The sequence below is a fragment of the Terrabacter sp. BE26 genome, from assembly GCF_041941675.1.
In the GTDB taxonomy this organism is placed as follows: domain Bacteria; phylum Actinomycetota; class Actinomycetes; order Actinomycetales; family Dermatophilaceae; genus Terrabacter.
On record NZ_CP090122.1, the window covers coordinates 1,620,600 to 1,636,025 of the forward strand.

The 15,426-nt window shown below is 71.2% G+C and carries 15 protein-coding genes; 8 read left to right on the plus strand and 7 right to left on the minus strand.

What is annotated here, in order from left to right; genetic code table 11:
• The first annotated feature begins 66 nt into the window (after positions 1-66).
• Together LQK93_RS07545 and LQK93_RS07550 are read left to right on the plus strand one after the other, a co-directional pair.
• Positions 67-972, plus strand: coding sequence for a carbohydrate ABC transporter permease (locus LQK93_RS07545; protein WP_374970924.1), 906 nt, complete (start codon positions 67-69; stop codon positions 970-972).
• Positions 969-1,901: a carbohydrate ABC transporter permease gene (locus LQK93_RS07550; protein WP_374970925.1), complete on the plus strand. Its 933-nt coding sequence runs from the start codon at positions 969-971 to the stop codon at positions 1,899-1,901. The genes LQK93_RS07545 and LQK93_RS07550 overlap by 4 nt, the downstream gene beginning before the upstream one ends.
• A gap of 101 nt (positions 1,902-2,002) precedes the next feature.
• On the opposite strand, the gene LQK93_RS07555 is transcribed toward LQK93_RS07550, so the two are convergent.
• Positions 2,003-2,863 (minus strand): ABC transporter permease, encoded by an 861-nt coding sequence (locus tag LQK93_RS07555; RefSeq protein ID WP_374970926.1) that lies wholly within the window; start codon positions 2,861-2,863, stop codon positions 2,003-2,005.
• On the minus strand, positions 2,860-3,897 hold the full coding sequence (locus tag LQK93_RS07560) for an ATP-binding cassette domain-containing protein (RefSeq protein WP_374970927.1): 1,038 nt from the start codon (positions 3,895-3,897) through the stop codon (positions 2,860-2,862). The genes LQK93_RS07555 and LQK93_RS07560 overlap by 4 nt, the downstream gene beginning before the upstream one ends.
• A 283-nt stretch (positions 3,898-4,180) precedes the next feature.
• On the opposite strand from LQK93_RS07560, the gene LQK93_RS07565 reads away from it, so the two are divergent.
• From LQK93_RS07565 to LQK93_RS07590, 6 genes are all read left to right on the plus strand, one after another.
• A complete protein-coding gene (locus tag LQK93_RS07565) occupies positions 4,181-4,585 on the plus strand; it encodes a helix-turn-helix domain-containing protein (protein WP_374970928.1) in 405 nt (134 codons plus the stop codon).
• 118 nt (positions 4,586-4,703) lie between these two features.
• Complete coding sequence (locus LQK93_RS07570; protein WP_374970929.1) at positions 4,704-6,350, plus strand: FAD-binding dehydrogenase; 1,647 nt, start codon at positions 4,704-4,706, stop codon at positions 6,348-6,350.
• Positions 6,351-6,426: 76 nt separating this feature from the next.
• Positions 6,427-7,614, plus strand: a complete 1,188-nt coding sequence (locus LQK93_RS07575; RefSeq protein WP_374971469.1) for an ROK family protein — start codon at positions 6,427-6,429, stop codon at positions 7,612-7,614.
• 97 nt (positions 7,615-7,711) lie between these two features.
• Positions 7,712-8,803: a sugar ABC transporter substrate-binding protein gene (locus LQK93_RS07580; RefSeq protein ID WP_374970930.1), complete on the plus strand. Its 1,092-nt coding sequence runs from the start codon at positions 7,712-7,714 to the stop codon at positions 8,801-8,803.
• A gap of 40 nt (positions 8,804-8,843) precedes the next feature.
• Complete coding sequence (locus LQK93_RS07585) at positions 8,844-9,659, plus strand: ATP-binding cassette domain-containing protein (protein WP_374970931.1); 816 nt, start codon at positions 8,844-8,846, stop codon at positions 9,657-9,659.
• Positions 9,656-10,987, plus strand: a complete 1,332-nt coding sequence (locus LQK93_RS07590) for a sugar ABC transporter permease (RefSeq protein WP_374970932.1) — start codon at positions 9,656-9,658, stop codon at positions 10,985-10,987. The genes LQK93_RS07585 and LQK93_RS07590 overlap by 4 nt, the downstream gene beginning before the upstream one ends.
• A gap of 102 nt (positions 10,988-11,089) precedes the next feature.
• Here LQK93_RS07590 and LQK93_RS07595 read toward each other — a convergent pair whose 3' ends face one another.
• The 5 genes from LQK93_RS07595 to LQK93_RS07615 form a co-directional block, all read right to left on the minus strand.
• Positions 11,090-11,839 (minus strand): phosphatase PAP2 family protein, encoded by a 750-nt coding sequence (locus LQK93_RS07595; RefSeq protein ID WP_374970933.1) that lies wholly within the window; start codon positions 11,837-11,839, stop codon positions 11,090-11,092.
• Positions 11,840-11,909: 70 nt separating this feature from the next.
• Positions 11,910-13,004, minus strand: coding sequence for a DNA polymerase IV (locus tag LQK93_RS07600; RefSeq protein ID WP_374970934.1), 1,095 nt, complete (start codon positions 13,002-13,004; stop codon positions 11,910-11,912).
• 2 nt (positions 13,005-13,006) lie between these two features.
• Entirely contained in the window at positions 13,007-13,531 is a 525-nt protein-coding gene (locus tag LQK93_RS07605; protein ID WP_374970935.1) for a hypothetical protein, read from the minus strand.
• Positions 13,532-13,621: 90 nt separating this feature from the next.
• A complete protein-coding gene (locus LQK93_RS07610) occupies positions 13,622-14,659 on the minus strand; it encodes a hypothetical protein (RefSeq protein WP_374970936.1) in 1,038 nt (345 codons plus the stop codon).
• A 251-nt stretch (positions 14,660-14,910) separates the two neighbouring features.
• Positions 14,911-15,360 (minus strand): hypothetical protein, encoded by a 450-nt coding sequence (locus LQK93_RS07615; RefSeq protein WP_374970937.1) that lies wholly within the window; start codon positions 15,358-15,360, stop codon positions 14,911-14,913.
• Positions 15,361-15,426 lie beyond the last annotated feature (66 nt).

Consider the following 15,426-nt stretch of genomic DNA (forward strand, 5'->3'; position numbering starts at 1 on the left):
CCCGTATGCCGCTGGGCTCGCCCCGCGGCATACGGGACCTTCCACCCGCTCTCGAACAGGACCACCATGCGCAAGGCCAAGGACTGGCTCCCGGGGTTCCTCCTGGTGCTGCCGTCGATCATCCTCATCGGGGTCTTCGTCTACTGGCTCATCTTCCGCAACGTCTCCACGTCGCTCGACCGCACCGTGACGCGCGCCTCCAAGCGCGTGACGAACCCGGGTGGGCTGGCGAACTACACCAAGCTGCTCGGCAGTGACGACTACCAGCACGCCCTCTTCAACCTGCTCGTGCTGACGGTCGTCTTCGTCGCGGGCACCATGGTCTTCGGCCTGCTGTGGGCGGTGCTGCTGGAGAAGGGCGTCAACGCGGAGGGAATCTTCCGCTCGGTCTACCTGCTGCCCATGGCCATCTCGTTCATCGCGGCCGGCATCGTGTGGCGCTGGCTGCTCTCGCCCGGCAAGGGCGACCAGGCCGTCGGGCTCAACCAGCTCCTCGCCATGTTCGGGCTCGAACGCTTCCAGAGCGGCTGGTGGCAGTCCCCGGGCGCCTTCTCGATGGCGGCGATGGCGCTGCCCGCCATCTGGCAGCTGTCCGGCTACGTCATGGCGCTCTTCCTCGCCGGGTTCCGCGGCATCAGCGAGGACCAGCGCGAGGCCGCCCGCATCGACGGTGCGAGCGAGCGGCAGATCTACCGCCACGTCCTCTTCCCGCAGCTCTCGCCGATCGCGCTCTCGGCCCTGATCATCGTCGGCCACATGTCGATGAAGATGTTCGACCTCATCTACGCGATCGCCGGGCAGAACTCCTACAAGGCCTCCGTGCCCGCGACGATGATGTGGACGCAGATGTTCCAGCAGAACAACCCGACGGCGGCCGCGGCCAACGCCACGATCCTGCTGGTCCTCGTCGCCATCGTCGTCGTGCCGTACCTGATGTACACGAACAAGACCGAGAAGGAGACCCGCGGATGACCGCCACGACGAACGAGGTCGTGCCGGCCGGTGCGGCCGTGGGCGGCGAGCCGATCCCCTCGCGGGTCACCCCGGGCAAGGCTCCCGGGACCGAGGGCACCGCGGTCGGGCGCACGGTGCGCTACGCCCTGCTCGTCCTCTTCCTGGTCCTCATCCTGCTGCCGCTCTACGTGCTGATCGTGACGAGCCTCAAGCGCAGCGCCGACGTGACCGCGAGCCAGGCATGGTCGCTGCCGACCTCGCTGTCCTTCAACGGCTGGAAGTCGGCGTGGGACTCGCTGTCCCCGCCGCTGTTCCGGTCGCTGGTCCTCGCCACCTCGGTGGCCGTCCTGTCGGCGATGCTCGGCTCGGTCAACGGGTTCGTCTTCAGCAAGTGGCGCTTCCCCGGGGCGACGACGGTGTTCACGCTCTTCCTCTTCGGGATGTTCATCCCGTACCAGGCCGTCATGATCCCGTTGCAGGGCATGCTCCTCGACGTGCAGGGCACGCCGGGCTTCTCGTGGTTCGACGGCATCGTCAAGCTCATCGCCGTCCACCTCATCTTCGGCATCCCGATCTGCTCGCTGATCTTCCGCAACTACTACGCGACGGCCCTGCCGACGGAGATCCTCGAGGCCGCCAAGGTCGACGGCGCCGGCCTCCTGCGGACCTTCCGCTCGGTCGTCCTGCCGATCTCGATGCCGGCCTTCGTCGTGACGATGATCTGGCAGTTCACGTCCGCCTGGAACGACTTCCTCTTCGCGCTGTTCCTCACCAACCGCAACAACGGCCCGGTGACGTATGCGCTGAACGAGCTGGCGGGGGGCCAGAACCCCGACTACCCGTCGATCATGGCCGGTGTGCTCCTCGCGTCGCTGCCGACCCTGCTCGTCTACATCGTGCTCGGGCGCTACTTCATCGGCGGACTGATGAGCGGCTCGGTCAAGTAGGTCGAGTCACCACGAACGCGAACGGCGCGGCCCCGCACGGGGTCGCGCCGTTCGGTTGTATGCGTGGAGCTCGGCGGGTGCCCCGCATCAGCAGTCGCGTGTCAGTCGGCCGTCCGCCGCGCGTAGGCCCGGATCGCGAGCGGCGCGACGACGGCCGTGATGAGCAGCGACCAGCCGACCGACACGAGGACCGCGTGCTGCAGCGGCCACGCCGCCGTCGGTGGCGCGGGTGGCACGTTGCCCCAGAGCTCACGCATCGCCTGGACGAGGGCGCTGATCGGGTTCCACTCGGCGACCGACCGCAGCCACGGCGTCATCGCCTCGGTGGGTGCGAAGGTGTTGGCCAGGAAGGTGACCGGGAAGATCGTCGTGAACATCAGGCCGTTGACCGCCTCGACCGAATGCATCGCCGAGCCGACGAGGATGCCGAACCAGATCATCGCGAAGCCGAAGAGCAGCAGCAGCGCGAAGGCGAGGACGGCGTTGCCGAAGCCGCCCCGGATGCGCCAGCCGATGGCCAGGCCGGTCATCGACATGACGAAGACGCCGATGCTCGAGTGGATGATCGCGTAGATGCTGCGGCCGATGAGAACCGACCCGCGCGAGATCGGCAGGGACCGGAACCGGTCGATGACGCCCTTGTCGAGGTCCATGTTGAGGCCGGTGGCGACGATGAACGAGGCGAACGCCATCGTCTGGGCCATGATCCCGGGCAGCAGCCACTCGCGGTAGGAGCCGCTGTCGGTGCGGATCGAGCCGCCGAAGACGAAGGCGAACAGCAGCACGAACATGATCGGCTGGATCGTGACGTCGGTCAGCATCTCGGGCTGGCGTCGGGTGTGCTTGAGGTTGCGCCACACCATCATCTGGACCTGGCGCAGCAGGCCCGGGGGACGGAACCGGGGCGCGGCCGCGCGAGCGGTCGCGGTGGTGGTCTGCGTGGTCGCGGATGCCTGGGTCATCGTGACTCCCCCTTCTGCTCGTCCTGCTCGGCTCTCGCGCCGTCGTGGTCGCCGTCCGACTCGGCACGGTGCCCGGTGAGGCTGAGGAAGACGTCGTCGAGGCTCGGCCGCTTGAGGCCGAGGTCGTCGAGGACGATCTCGCTGCGGTCGAAGACCGCGGCGACGCGGGTCATGTCGGACAGGCCTTCAGCGGGTGCCGTCAGCTGTCGGGCCGACGTGTCGACGTGGACCTCGGAGACGTGCGACGCCAGCAGGGCGCGCGCCTCCTCGAGCTGCTCGGCGTGGGAGACGGTCAGCACGATGGCGGCCTGGCCGGACTGGTCCTTCAGCTCCAGGGCCGTGCCCTCGGCGATGATGCGGCCGTGGTCGATGACGACGATGCGGTCGGCGAGCTGGTCGGCCTCCTCGAGGTACTGCGTCGTGAGCAGCAGCGTCGTGCCGTCCGTCACGAGCCCGCGCAGGACCTCCCAGAGCTCGACACGGCTGCGTGGGTCGAGCCCGGTGGTCGGCTCGTCGAGGAAGAGGACCGGCGGTGCGGCGATGAGGCTGACGGCCAGGTCGAGCCGGCGCCGCATCCCGCCGCTGTACTCCTTGACCACCTTGTTGCCCGACTCGGTGAGCGAGAACCGCTCGAGGAGCTCGTCCGAGAGGCGGCGCACGTCGGCGCGACCGAGACCGTAGAGGGAGCCGATGAGCCGGAGGTTCTCACGGCCCGTCAGCATCTCGTCGACGGTGGCCGCCTGACCGGTGAGCCCCATGCTGAGCCGCACGGCCTCGGGGTCGGTCAGCACGTCGTGCCCGGCGACCCGCGCGGTGCCGCTCGTCGGCGTGGTCAGGGTCGTCATCATGCGGACGGTGGTGGTCTTGCCGGCGCCGTTGGGGCCGAGCAGGCCCAGGACCGTGCCCTGCGGCACGATGAGGCTGACGTCGTCGACCGCCGTCATGTCCTCGAAGCGTTTGACGAGGTGCTCGGCCTCGATGGCCGGTCCCGTGAAGCGGTCGCGCCCGGTGCGCGCCTCGGTGGTGGTGGTCATGTGAGGGGTCCCCGATCCTCGTGAGTCGCGTGTCGGTGGGTCGCGAGTGTGAGCTGCGCGTGAGACCACGGTAGGCGTCTCCACCGACAGCGTGCGACCCTCAAGTAGACGCCGTCAACATGTTTCTCCTCCATCGCCCGACCACGAACCGGCAACCACCCGACCGGCGGCACCGGCGCGGGGAGTTCGCCCACGGCGTACGTCCTCGGACGCTCCACGCCCCGCCGACCGCACGGCGCCGTGCGACGCTGGACGGACGCACCACCACCGATCGGAGACGGCCATGCCCGAGATCGCCACCAGCCCGCAGCCGGCCGGCCCCGCCCCGCTGCTGCGCGAGGTCTACGGCCGCCTGCTGCGCCGCCTGCGCACGCGACAGGGCCGCACGCTCGCGGAGGTCGCCGCCCGTGCCGGCATCTCCATCGCGTACCTCTCGGAGGTCGAGCGTGGTCTCAAGGAGCCGTCCTCCGAGGTGCTCGAGGCCGTCTGCATCGCCCTCGGCTCCAGCATCACCAGCCTCGTCGGCGCAGCACATCGCGACCTGCGCGAGCTCGCGAGCGACTCCGGCAGCGGGGGTAGGGTCCTCGACCTCACGTCGCGGACCGGCTCGAGCATCACGTCGACCGCCGGCCCGTCCGGCGTCGGCACCCTCGGCAGCGTTCAGGGGCCGGCGCAGCTCGCGGCGTGAGCCGGTCGCAGCACCGACCGGTCATGGAGCGCGCCCGGGCGCCCCTACCCACCCAACCTCCATCGGTCACGCAGAGGTGGACGCCCGAGCGACACCGGTCGATGGCATGCTCAGGCCCATGGAAGCCGACGTCGTCGTCGTGGGGGCCGGCCTCGCCGGACTCGTCGCCACCGCTGAGCTCGCCGACCGCGGCAAGCGGGTCATCCTGGTCGACCAGGAGGGAGAGCAGTCCCTGGGCGGCCAGGCGTTCTGGAGCTTCGGCGGCCTCTTCCTCGTCGACAGCCCCGAGCAGCGGCGGCTGGGCATCAGGGACAGCCTCGACCTCGCGACCCAGGACTGGATGGGTAGCGCCCAGTTCGACCGCGAGGAGGACTTCTGGCCGCGGAAGTGGGCAGAGGCATACCTCCACTTCGCCGCCGGCGAGAAGCGGTGGTGGCTCCGCCAGCAGGGCCTCCGCCTCTTCCCCGTCGTGGGGTGGGCGGAGCGGGGCGACGGTCGCGCCGACGGCCACGGCAACTCCGTCCCGCGCTTCCACATCACGTGGGGCACCGGGCCCGGGATCGTCGAGCCGTTCGAACGACGCGTCCGCGCCGCGGTGGCTCGCGGCCGTGTCACCCTCGCATTCCGGCACCGCGTCGACGAGCTCGTCCTGACCGCGGGAGTGGTCACCGGCGTACGCGGTTGCCTCCTCGCGCCCGACGGCGCGGCTCGCGGCCGGGCGAGCAGCCGCGAAGAGGTCGGCGACTTCGAGATCGGCGCGCAGGCCGTCCTCGTCACGAGCGGCGGCATCGGGGGCGACCACGACCTCGTGCGCCGGGCCTGGCCCGAGCGGCTCGGCGCCCCACCGGCCCGGATGGTGGCGGGCGTGCCCGCCCACGTCGACGGCCGCATGCTCGGCATCACGCAGGCGGCCGGCGGTCGGGTCATCAACCCCGACCGCATGTGGCACTACACCGAGGGGCTGCGCAACTGGGACCCCGTGTGGGACAACCACGGCATCCGCATCCTGCCCGGTCCTTCGTCGCTGTGGCTCGACGCCCGGGGACGACGCCTGCCGGCGCCGTACTTCCCGGGCTTCGACACCCTGGGCACGCTGCGTCACATCATCGGGACCGGACACGACTACTCGTGGTTCGTGCTGACCCAGCGCATCATCGAGAAGGAGTTCGCCCTCTCCGGCTCGGAGCAGAACCCCGACCTCACCGGCAAGGACGTGAGGCAGGTGCTGGGCCGGGCCCGCGGTGGCGCCCCCGCCCCCGTCGAGGCGTTCAAGCGCCACGGGGAGGACTTCGTCGTCGCCGACACCCTCGACGACCTGGTCCGCGGGATGAACGCCCTCACCGGCGAGGGCCTGCTAGAGGCGCAGTCGCTGCGGCGAACCATCGTCGCGCGGGACCACGAGCTCGACAACGACTTCAGCAAGGACGCACAGGTGACCGCGATGCGCGGTGCCCGGAACTACATCGGGGACAAGCTGATCCGCGTCGCGAGCCCCCACCGGCTGCTCGACCCGAAGGCCGGCCCGCTCATCGCGGTGCGGCTGCACATCCTGACCCGCAAGACCCTGGGTGGCCTCGAGACCGACCTGGCGGGGCGGGTGCTGCGCGCCGATGGCGACCCCCTGCCCGGGGTCTACGCGGCCGGTGAGGTCAGTGGCTTCGGGGGAGGCGGCATGCACGGCTACAACTCGCTCGAGGGCACCTTCCTCGGCGGGTGTCTCTTCAGCGGCCGCACAGCCGGTCGGTCGGTGGCGGCGGCCCTGTGAGGGGAGCCGGGTCCCGCGTGGCGGTCCGGGCTACCCATCGCCGGACCCGTCCCCTTATCTTTACCCCGTGAACGCAATGCACGCCGCGCCCGGCTCGCAGGCCTCCCTGCGTGAAGCCAACCGGCTGCGCGTGCTCGAGGCCCTGCGCGAGCAGGGGGCGATGACCCAGGTGGAGATCGCCGGCTCGACGGGGCTGAGCCCGGCGACCGTCTCCAACATGGTCAAGGACCTCGACGGTGCCGGCGCCGTCGAGCTGGCCCCGAGCATCCGGAACGGCCGTCGCGCCGTGCTCGTGTCGCTCGCGACCGGCAACACGCTGCTCGCCGGAATCGCCTTCGGGGACAGGGACGTCCGCGTCGCCCTTGCTACGGGTCCGCGTGACGTCATCGGTCGCCAGCGGATGCCCCTGCCGGCCAACCACAACGCCGACGAGGGCATCGAGCGGGCCACCAGGCTGGTCTACGACCTCGTGGAGAAGTCGGGCAAGACGATGCCGGACGTCAAGGCCGTCGGCGTGGGCGTTCCCGCTCCGGTCGACAGCGTGACGGGACAGGTCGGGTCCGAGAGCATCCTGCCCGGGTGGCGCGGCGTCGACGTCGCGGAGGAGATCCAAGGCCGCCTGGGCGCGCCCGTCTCCGTGGACAACACCGCGAACCTCGGGGCCCTCGGGGAGCTGCGGTGCGGGGCCCTGCAGGGCGTGCAGGTCGGGGCCTACATCAAGCTCTCCTACGGGGTGGGCGCCGGGCTCGTCCTCGGCGGCGAGGTGTTCCGCGGCAGCGCGGGCACGGCCGGTGAGATCGGCCACCTCACGATCGACGAGGACGGACCCATCTGCCGCTGCGGCAACCGCGGATGCCTCGAGACCTTCATCGGCTCGCTGGCCCTGAGCGAGGCCCTCGCCGGTTCGCACGGGCGGCTGACGTTGCGCGACATCATCGCCCGGGCCATCGACGGCGACCCCGGCTGCCGCCGCGTCCTGGAGGACGCGGGGCGACACCTGGGCGTGGCCCTCGCCGGCCTCGTGAACCTGCTCAACCCGGAGATGATCGTGCTCGGCGGCCAGATCTCCGAGGTCGGCGAGGTGATCACCGGCCCGATGCGCCGCGCACTCGAGCGCAGCGCGATCCCGAGCGCGGTCGCCTCGCTCACCGTCGAGCAGGCACAGCTGCACACCGACGCCGATGTCGTCGGCGCCATCGTGGCCGCCGAGACGGTTCACGCGGCCGCCGAGGGGCTCCTGGCCCCGGTTACGTCCACTTCTTGAATTCAAGGCTTGACGCCAAGCCCTCGGACGTTCTTTACTCCGGGGTACGGCCTGCACCATCGAGGTTGCCGGCGCTTGAACAAGGGAGTTCCAGACCATGCGTGCACGCTCCACCCGCCTCGCCGGCGTCGCCCTCGCGGCCGGTCTCGGCATCGCTTCGCTCGCCGCCTGCAGCAGCGGCGCCGACGCCTCCTCGGGCTCGACCTCCGGCGGCAACGCCGGCAGTGGCGGCAAGAAGATCGCCCTGCTGCTGCCCGAGTCGAAGACCACGCGCTACGAGACCTTCGACCGCCCGCTCTTCGAGGCCGCGGTCAAGGCGTCCTGCGCCGACTGCACGGTGCTCTACAGCAACGCCGACCAGGACGCTGGCAAGCAGCAGCAGCAGGCCGAGGCGGCCCTGACCCAGGGCGCGAACGTCCTTGTGCTCGACCCGGTCGACGGCAAGGCCGCCGCGTCCGTCGTCGCGAGCGCCAAGGGCAGCGGCATCCCGGTCGTGGCCTACGACCGCTTCATCCAGGGCGCCGACTACTACGTCTCCTTCGACAACGCCACGGTCGGCAAGATCCAGGCCCAGACCCTCGTCGACCTCGTCAAGAAGGGCGGCAAGACGAGCGGTGACCTCGTCATGATCAACGGCTCGCCGACCGACCCCAACGCCGCCGACTTCAAGGCCGGCGCGCACAGCGTCCTCGACGGCAGCGGCTTCAAGATCGCCGCCGAGTACGACACCCCCGACTGGAGCCCGGACAAGGCCCAGCAGTGGATGGAGGGCCAGGTCTCCGCGGTCAAGGGCAACCTCGTCGGCGTCTACGCCGCCAACGACGGCACGGCCGGCGGCGCCATCGCAGCCCTCAAGGGCGGCGGCGTCAACCCGCTCCCGCCCGTGACCGGCCAGGACTCCGAGCTCGCCGCGATCCAGCGGATCCTCGCCGGCGACCAGGCGATGACCATCTACAAGCCGATCAAGCCCGAGGCCGAGGCCGCCGCCAAGGCCGCGATCGCCCTCGCGAACAAGCAGACGCCGCAGAAGACCTCGGACTTCAAGAGCATCGCCGCGACGATCCTCGACCCCATCGCCGTCACCAAGGACAAGATCAAGGACACCGTCGTCAAGGACGGCATCTACAAGACGGCCGACATCTGTTCCGGCGCCGTCGCAGCCGCCTGCACCTCCGCCGGCATCAGCTGACGGACCTCCCGGCGACCGCACGACCACCCGAAGGACGGACATGACCGCAACCACCTCGCCGCCCCCGGCACCGACGCAGACGGCCGTGCTCTCCCTGCGCGGCATCTCCAAGCGCTTCGGTGCCGTGCAGGCCCTCACCAGCATCGACTTCGACGTCCGGCCCGGTGAGGTCGTGGCCCTGGTCGGTGACAACGGTGCGGGCAAGTCCACCCTGGTCAAGACGATCGCGGGCGTCTACACCCCCGACGCGGGGACCATCGAGTTCGACGGCCGGCCGGCGAGCGTCAGCTCGCCGGCCGAGGCCCAGCGCCTCGGCATCGCCACGGTCTTCCAGGACCTCGCCCTGTGCGACAACCTCGACGTCGTCGGCAACCTCTTCCTGGGCCGCGAGCTGCACCGGGGCCGGGCCCTCGACGAGGTGACGATGGAGCAGGAGTCCTGGCGCCTGCTGCGGCAGCTCTCCGCGCGCATCCCGTCGGTGCGCATCCCGGTCGCCAGCCTCTCGGGCGGCCAGCGCCAGACCGTCGCCATCGCCCGCTCGCTGCTCGGCGAGCCCAAGGTCGTCATGCTGGACGAGCCGACGGCGGCGCTGGGCGTCGCGCAGACCGCCGAGGTCCTCAACCTCGTCGAGCGACTGCGCGAGAACGGCCACGGGGTCATCCTAATCAGCCACAACATGAGCGACGTCATGGCGGTCGCCGACCGGGTGACCGTGCTGCGGCTCGGGCGCAACAACGGCACCTTCGACGTCAGCCGGACCAGCGCCCAGGAGATCATCGCCGCCATCACCGGCGCCACGACGAACGCCGTGTCCGAACGCGCCTCGCGACGGACCTCGATCGAGGAGCAGCAGTGAGCACCACCACGCCGGAACCCACCCGCGAGACCGGTCCTCGAGCCGGCGCGCCGGACCAGACGGCCGATGCGGGCCTCGACCCGACTGCCGCCACCGCCGCCCTGCCGGCCGACCTGCAGGACGAGCGGCTCATCGCGGACGCCGGTGGCGTCGGCGGCGCGGTCCGGGCGTTCTTCGCCCGGCTGCGCAGCGGTGACCTCGGCGCCCTGCCCGTGGTCATCGGGCTCGTCATCATCTGGGTCGTCTTCCAGGGCCTCAACGACGCGTTCCTCTCGCCGCGCAACCTGGTCAACCTGACACTGCAGAGCGCCGCGATCGGCACCATCGCCATCGGGATCGTGCTCGTGCTGCTGCTGGGCGAGATCGACCTGTCGGTCGGTTCGGTCAGCGGCCTCGCTGCGGCGATAGTCGCCGTGGGCACCGTGAACAAGGGCTGGCCCGTCCCGCTGGCTCTCCTCGCCGCCATCGTGGTCGCGGCCGTCATCGGCCTGGCCTACGGGGCCATCTACACCCGCTTCGGCGTGCCGAGCTTCGTCATCACCCTGGCCGGCCTGCTCGGCTTCCTCGGCCTGCAGCTGAAGGTGCTGGGCGCGGAGGGCTCGATCAACCTGCCCTTCGAGTCGGGCCTCGTGAAGTTCGCGCAGCAGACGTTCCTGCCGCCCGCCCTCGCCTACGTCCTCGCGCTCGCCGCGGTGGCCGTCTACGTGGGGACCCGCCTGCGCGCCAACGCCCGTCGTGACGCGGCGGGCCTCTCGACCACTCCCCTCGGCATGGTCGCCGCTCGTGCCGCCTTCCTCGCGCTCTTCCTCGTCGTGCCGATCCTGGTGCTCAACCGCGACCGCGGCGTCTCGGTGATGTTCCTCGTCTTCCTGCTGCTCGTCGTCGTCATGGACTTCGCCATCCGGCGTACGAGCTGGGGTCGTTCGGTCATGGCCGTCGGCGGCAACGTCGAGGCGGCGCGGCGCGCCGGCATCCACGTCAAGCGCGTCTACCTGACGGTCTTCGCCCTCTGCTCGACCTTCGCCGCCGTCGGCGGCATCTTCGCGGCCGCCCGCCTCGCGGCTGCCAACCAGAGCAGCGGTGGCGCCGACACCAACCTCAACGCGATCGCAGCCGCCGTCATCGGGGGCACGAGCCTCTTCGGCGGCCGCGGGTCGGCGTATGCCGCGCTGCTCGGCATCCTCGTCATCCAGTCGATCAGCAACGGGCTCGCACTGATCAACCTCGGCTCGCCCGAGCGCTACATGATCACCGGGGCCGTTCTCCTGCTCGCCGTCACGGTCGATGCCCTGAGCCGCCGCAGCCGCGCCGCTCACGGTCGCGCCTGAGGCCGGGCTTCAGACCCGGCCGGGCCGCTCCCCCCGACCGAGACATCGACCCCGGCAGCCACCCGGCTGCCGGGGTCGTATGCGCGTGGCCGCGTGGGGGCCCTAGTCGGACACCTCAGAGTCCCGCTCGGCGGCATCCTCCGTCTGCTCGTCCTGCCCGACGAGGCGGCGCCAGCCGGGCGGACCGGCCGCGACCGAGCGCTCGAGGAGCCGGTGGGCCACCGGGGCCAGGGCCCACGTGCCGAACCACACGACGAGCACGCCGAGGGCCAGGCCGGCCACGACGTCGTGCCAGTAGTGGGCGCCGACCAGGACCCGGGCGACGCCGACGGCCAGGGCCAGCGGGACGGCGAGACGCCACCAGACCGGCGAGAGGGCCACGACCGCCGTCGCCAGCGCCGCGGCGATGACGGCGTGGTTGCTCGGCCAGGACCAGTCGTTGGGCGCCGGACACGCGGTCACCGTGTGCACCGCCAGGGCCCGGCACGGGCGCTGCTCGCGGAGCATGCCCTTGACGACCTCGCTCAGCACGTAGGCACCGACCGACGTGACGGCGGCCGTGACGGCCACCGTCACGTACTCGAGCCCGCGGGCCCGGGAGCGCCAGGCGAGCAGGGCGAAGACCAGCGCGAGCACGACGATCCCGCCTTGGCCGACGACCTCGAAGAGTCCCCCGAAGACCGAGGGCAGCGCCACGGCCCCCGCCGTGGTGGCGCGGTAGGCCGCGTCGCGGACGAGGTAGAGGACCGCGACGACGGCGAGGAGGACCAGGACGGTCGGGAGCGCGCCGGCCGCCCGTCCGCCGGCGAATCGTCGTCGGACGTTCACCGCGCTGTCATGTGCAGGTGCCATGGGCCCGACGGTAGGTCACGAACTTGGGAGTGTGCGGCCGCAGGCGTGGCAGGAGAGCAGGGCCGGGCGCTCAGAGCCGCCCGCGCACCGGGGTGCGCTCCACCGGGTCGCCCTCCTCGGGCATCACCATCTCGGCCCGGACGCCGAGCAGGCGCACCTCGCGGGCCGGGTCGAGCGTCTCGGCGAGCGCCACGGCTGCGTCGACCACGAGGTCGCGTTCCTGGGTCGGCGCCGGGAGCTTGCGCGCCTTGCTCTGGGTGAAGAACGGCGCGTAGCGCACCTTGAGCGTGACCCGGAAGACGGGCCGGCCCTCCTTGACCGTGTCGTCGAACACCTGCGAGGCGAGCTCACGAACGGCCGCTCGCACCTCTTCGGGCGTCGTGAGGTTGCTCTGGTAGGTCGTCTCGCGGCTGTGACCACGCGCCACCCAGGGGGTGTCGTCGACGACGGCCGAGCCGATGCCGCGGCCCAGCTGGGAGTACCACACGCCCATGCGCGGCCCGAACTCGCCGACGAGCACGGCCTCGTCCACCTCTGACAGCTGGCGCACCGTCTCGATGCCGTGGCCGGCGAGCCGCTTGGAGATCTTGGCGCCGACGCCCCAGAGGTCGATCGTGGCCCGGTCACCCATCACCTCGAACCAGTTGTCCGCCGTGAGCCGGAAGACGCCGCGCGGCTTGCCGAACCCCGTCGCGATCTTGGCGCGCACCTTGTTGTCGCCGATGCCGACCGAGCAGTGCAGGTCGGTGGCGTCGAGGACCGCCCTGCGCACGCGCGCGGCGAAGGCCTCCGGGTCGTCGGTTCGGACGCCGAGGAAGGCCTCGTCCCAGCCGAGCACCTCGACGACGACGCCCAGCCCGCGCAGCGCCTCCATCACCCGCTCGGACGCCTCGGTGTAGGCCGCCGCGTCGACGGGCAGGATCACGGCGTCCGGCACCTTGCGCGCGGCGAGGCGCAGCGGCATCCCCGACCCGACGCCGAACTGCCGTGCCTCGTAGCTGGCCGTGGACACCACCGCCCGCTCGTTCGGGTCGCCGCGGCCGCCCACGATGACGGGCTTTCCCGCGAGCTCGGGTCGCCGCAGCACCTCGACGGCGGCGATGAACTGGTCGAGGTCGACGTGCAGCACCCAGGAGCGAGCGTCCGGGGCCGGCCGCGCGTCCATCCCTAGGCGGGCCGGTCGCGCCGGGGCGGACGCGGTGAACGGGGGCCGACGTCACGGACCGGCTTGCCACGACGGAAGGTGTAGACGACCGGGGCCTCGTCGGCGCCGGCGGCGTGGGGCTCCGCCGAGTCGCGTGCCGTGTCGTATGCCGTGTCGGGGCGCCCCGGCTCGTCGTGCAGCTCGTGATGGGGCTCGGAGTCGTCGACGGGCTCGGCGTCGACGGGCTCGGCGTCGACGGGCTCGGCGTCGACGGGCTCGGAGTCGTCGACGGGCTCGGAGTCGTCGACGGGCTCGGGCTGTGCCACGAGCTCGGGTTCGGGTCCGGCGAAGGCGTCCTGCTCACGGGCCGCGATCACGACGCCGTGGTAGAGCATGGCCGCGGCGAGCGCGGTCAGGCCGAAGGCCCCCACCGCGAGCGGCAGGCCGGTGTGCGCGCCACCGATCTGGGACCGGAGCAGGTGCAGACCGCCGGCAGCGGCTCCCACGACCGCGGCCCCGACGAACCAGATGATCGTGGCCCGGGTCATTGTTTTCCCCACGGGGTCACTGTCGCACACGCACGCGGCTGACGACGGGAGCACGTGGCGGCCACGGTCCGAGGCGAGCAGGCTCTCGGGTCAGACGAGCCCGTGGGCCGCGGCCACGGACGCCGCGAAGCCGTGACCCTCGGCGGCGGGTCTGCCCTGCTTCGCCTTGTTCTTGGCCTTACCGCCTGCCTTACCGCCTGCCTTTCCGACCGCCTTGCCTCCAGCCTTGCCGACCGCCTTGGCCGTGACGGCGACCTTGTCCTTGCCCTTGTCCTTGCCCTTGTCCTCGCCCTTGTCCTTGCCCTTGTCCTTACTGCCCTTGTCCTTACTGCCCTTGTCCTTGCTCTTGTCGATTGACTTCGCCTTGCCGTGCGCCTTGGCCGCCACCTTGGCCTTGCCGAGCGCCTTGCTGTTGGCCGCGGGCTGAGACTTCGCCGCTGAGTCGGCCCTGCCCTCGGCCGGCCTCTTGCCAGCACCCTTCCCGTGCTCGGCGTCGCTCTTCGCGTCTCCCGGCGAGGCCGTTCGCGGTCGCAGGGCATCGGGCGACAGCGTCAGCCCCTCGGCGCCAGGTGACTGCGTCGCGACGACCATGTCGGGAGCGGGCGTCACGGCCACAGCCGTCGAGCGCACCGGGCCGGGCACTGAGCCAAGCACGGAACCGGGCAGGGCGGCGGGCTCGGCGGGCTCGGTGGCGGTTGTTGCGGCATACGTGCTCTGGGCCTGGAAGGCGCTGCGGGAGCTGACGGGAACGGGGGTGTCGGTAGCGAGCGCGGGCGCCGGCCGGCTCGGAGACCCCACCGACCCGAGGATGAGGGCCGCGACACCGAGGCCGAGGAGCAGGCTCGCACCACGCTGGCCACCCACCTGCTCCAGGGAGAACTGGCCGGTGACGAGCGCCGCGCTCGCGGCCAGCAGCGTGGACACGCCGACGACCACGAGGCCCGCCGTCACACCGCCCACGAGGGCGCTGAAGAGCACCAGGAACCCGATGATCGCGAAGCCCGACACGGTCCCCTCGGGGATGCGGCGGCGCACGGTGTCGCCGGCGAGCAGGTCGATGCGGTCGTGCACGAGGAGCAGCACCCCCGGCCGGGCCGGCAGCGTGAAGGAAGCCTCCTCGGGAGCCATCGAACCGGGCATATCGGACATCACCGGGTCAGTGTGGTGGATCACCCACCCCGAGCGCGAGCCCGGGCGCGACGTTGGGCTCGACGACACCGGTCGGCGACGGGGTCGCTGCGTGGGGTACCTGCTGCCGGTCACGGGGGCCTACCACTCCTGCCTCGCGCGGACGGCACCACGAGGGTTCGGTGCCATCACAACCGGACACTACCCGCAAGGTCGGGTTTTCTACCGCAAAAGGTAAAGGAAAGGCAAAGTCATCCGTCACGACCGCGCGAGTACCGCTTCTGGACCTCGTGCAGGAAGGCATCGGAGATCCGCCGGTACTCGTGGAGCGTCAAGGTGACCGGGTCCCCGGGCTTGAGGCCGAGAACGCTGCGCTGGGGGTCAAGGGGGACCTGCGGGTCCGCTGCCACCGTGCCGCCGTTCTCCATGAGGGAGCGAGTCAGGATCCGGACCTCGTTGAGCGCGTTGGCGTCGGGGCCCTCGACCTGCAGCCGGTCGACGAAGTAGGCGTCGAGGACGAGCAGCATGTTGTTGAAGTACTCGTACTCGAGCGACTTCAACGCACTCTCCAGGGACGACACGTCCGCGTCCCCGTGGTCCCGCGCCGCATGGGCCACCTCGGTGAAGGCGACCACCTGTGACTCCACCCGGGAGCGACAGGCGTCGATGTAGTCCTGGTCGTACTCCTCCACGCCCCTCATCACCTCAGGGTAGCGGCGACACGGGCGCATCACGCGTCACCGTCGCCGCCGCCATCGCTGCCATCG

Bases quoted from the DNA above. Each gene is read 5' to 3' on its own strand.
- LQK93_RS07600 (WP_374970934.1), bottom strand. From the start codon at position 13,004: ATGGACGCGCGGCCGGCCCCGGACGCTCGCTCCTGGGTGCTGCACGTC.
- LQK93_RS07595 (WP_374970933.1), bottom strand. From the start codon at position 11,839: ATGGCACCTGCACATGACAGCGCGGTGAACGTCCGACGACGATTCGCC.
- LQK93_RS07610 (WP_374970936.1), bottom strand. From the start codon at position 14,659: ATGGCTCCCGAGGAGGCTTCCTTCACGCTGCCGGCCCGGCCGGGGGTG.
- LQK93_RS07560 (WP_374970927.1), bottom strand. From the start codon at position 3,897: ATGACCACCACCACCGAGGCGCGCACCGGGCGCGACCGCTTCACGGGA.
- LQK93_RS07615 (WP_374970937.1), bottom strand. From the start codon at position 15,360: ATGAGGGGCGTGGAGGAGTACGACCAGGACTACATCGACGCCTGTCGC.
- LQK93_RS07580 (WP_374970930.1), top strand. From the start codon at position 7,712: ATGCGTGCACGCTCCACCCGCCTCGCCGGCGTCGCCCTCGCGGCCGGT.
- LQK93_RS07570 (WP_374970929.1), top strand. From the start codon at position 4,704: ATGGAAGCCGACGTCGTCGTCGTGGGGGCCGGCCTCGCCGGACTCGTC.
- LQK93_RS07545 (WP_374970924.1), top strand. From the start codon at position 67: ATGCGCAAGGCCAAGGACTGGCTCCCGGGGTTCCTCCTGGTGCTGCCG.
- LQK93_RS07550 (WP_374970925.1), top strand. From the start codon at position 969: ATGACCGCCACGACGAACGAGGTCGTGCCGGCCGGTGCGGCCGTGGGC.
- LQK93_RS07555 (WP_374970926.1), bottom strand. From the start codon at position 2,863: ATGACCCAGGCATCCGCGACCACGCAGACCACCACCGCGACCGCTCGC.
- LQK93_RS07605 (WP_374970935.1), bottom strand. From the start codon at position 13,531: ATGACCCGGGCCACGATCATCTGGTTCGTCGGGGCCGCGGTCGTGGGA.
- LQK93_RS07565 (WP_374970928.1), top strand. From the start codon at position 4,181: ATGCCCGAGATCGCCACCAGCCCGCAGCCGGCCGGCCCCGCCCCGCTG.
- LQK93_RS07575 (WP_374971469.1), top strand. From the start codon at position 6,427: ATGCACGCCGCGCCCGGCTCGCAGGCCTCCCTGCGTGAAGCCAACCGG.
- LQK93_RS07585 (WP_374970931.1), top strand. From the start codon at position 8,844: ATGACCGCAACCACCTCGCCGCCCCCGGCACCGACGCAGACGGCCGTG.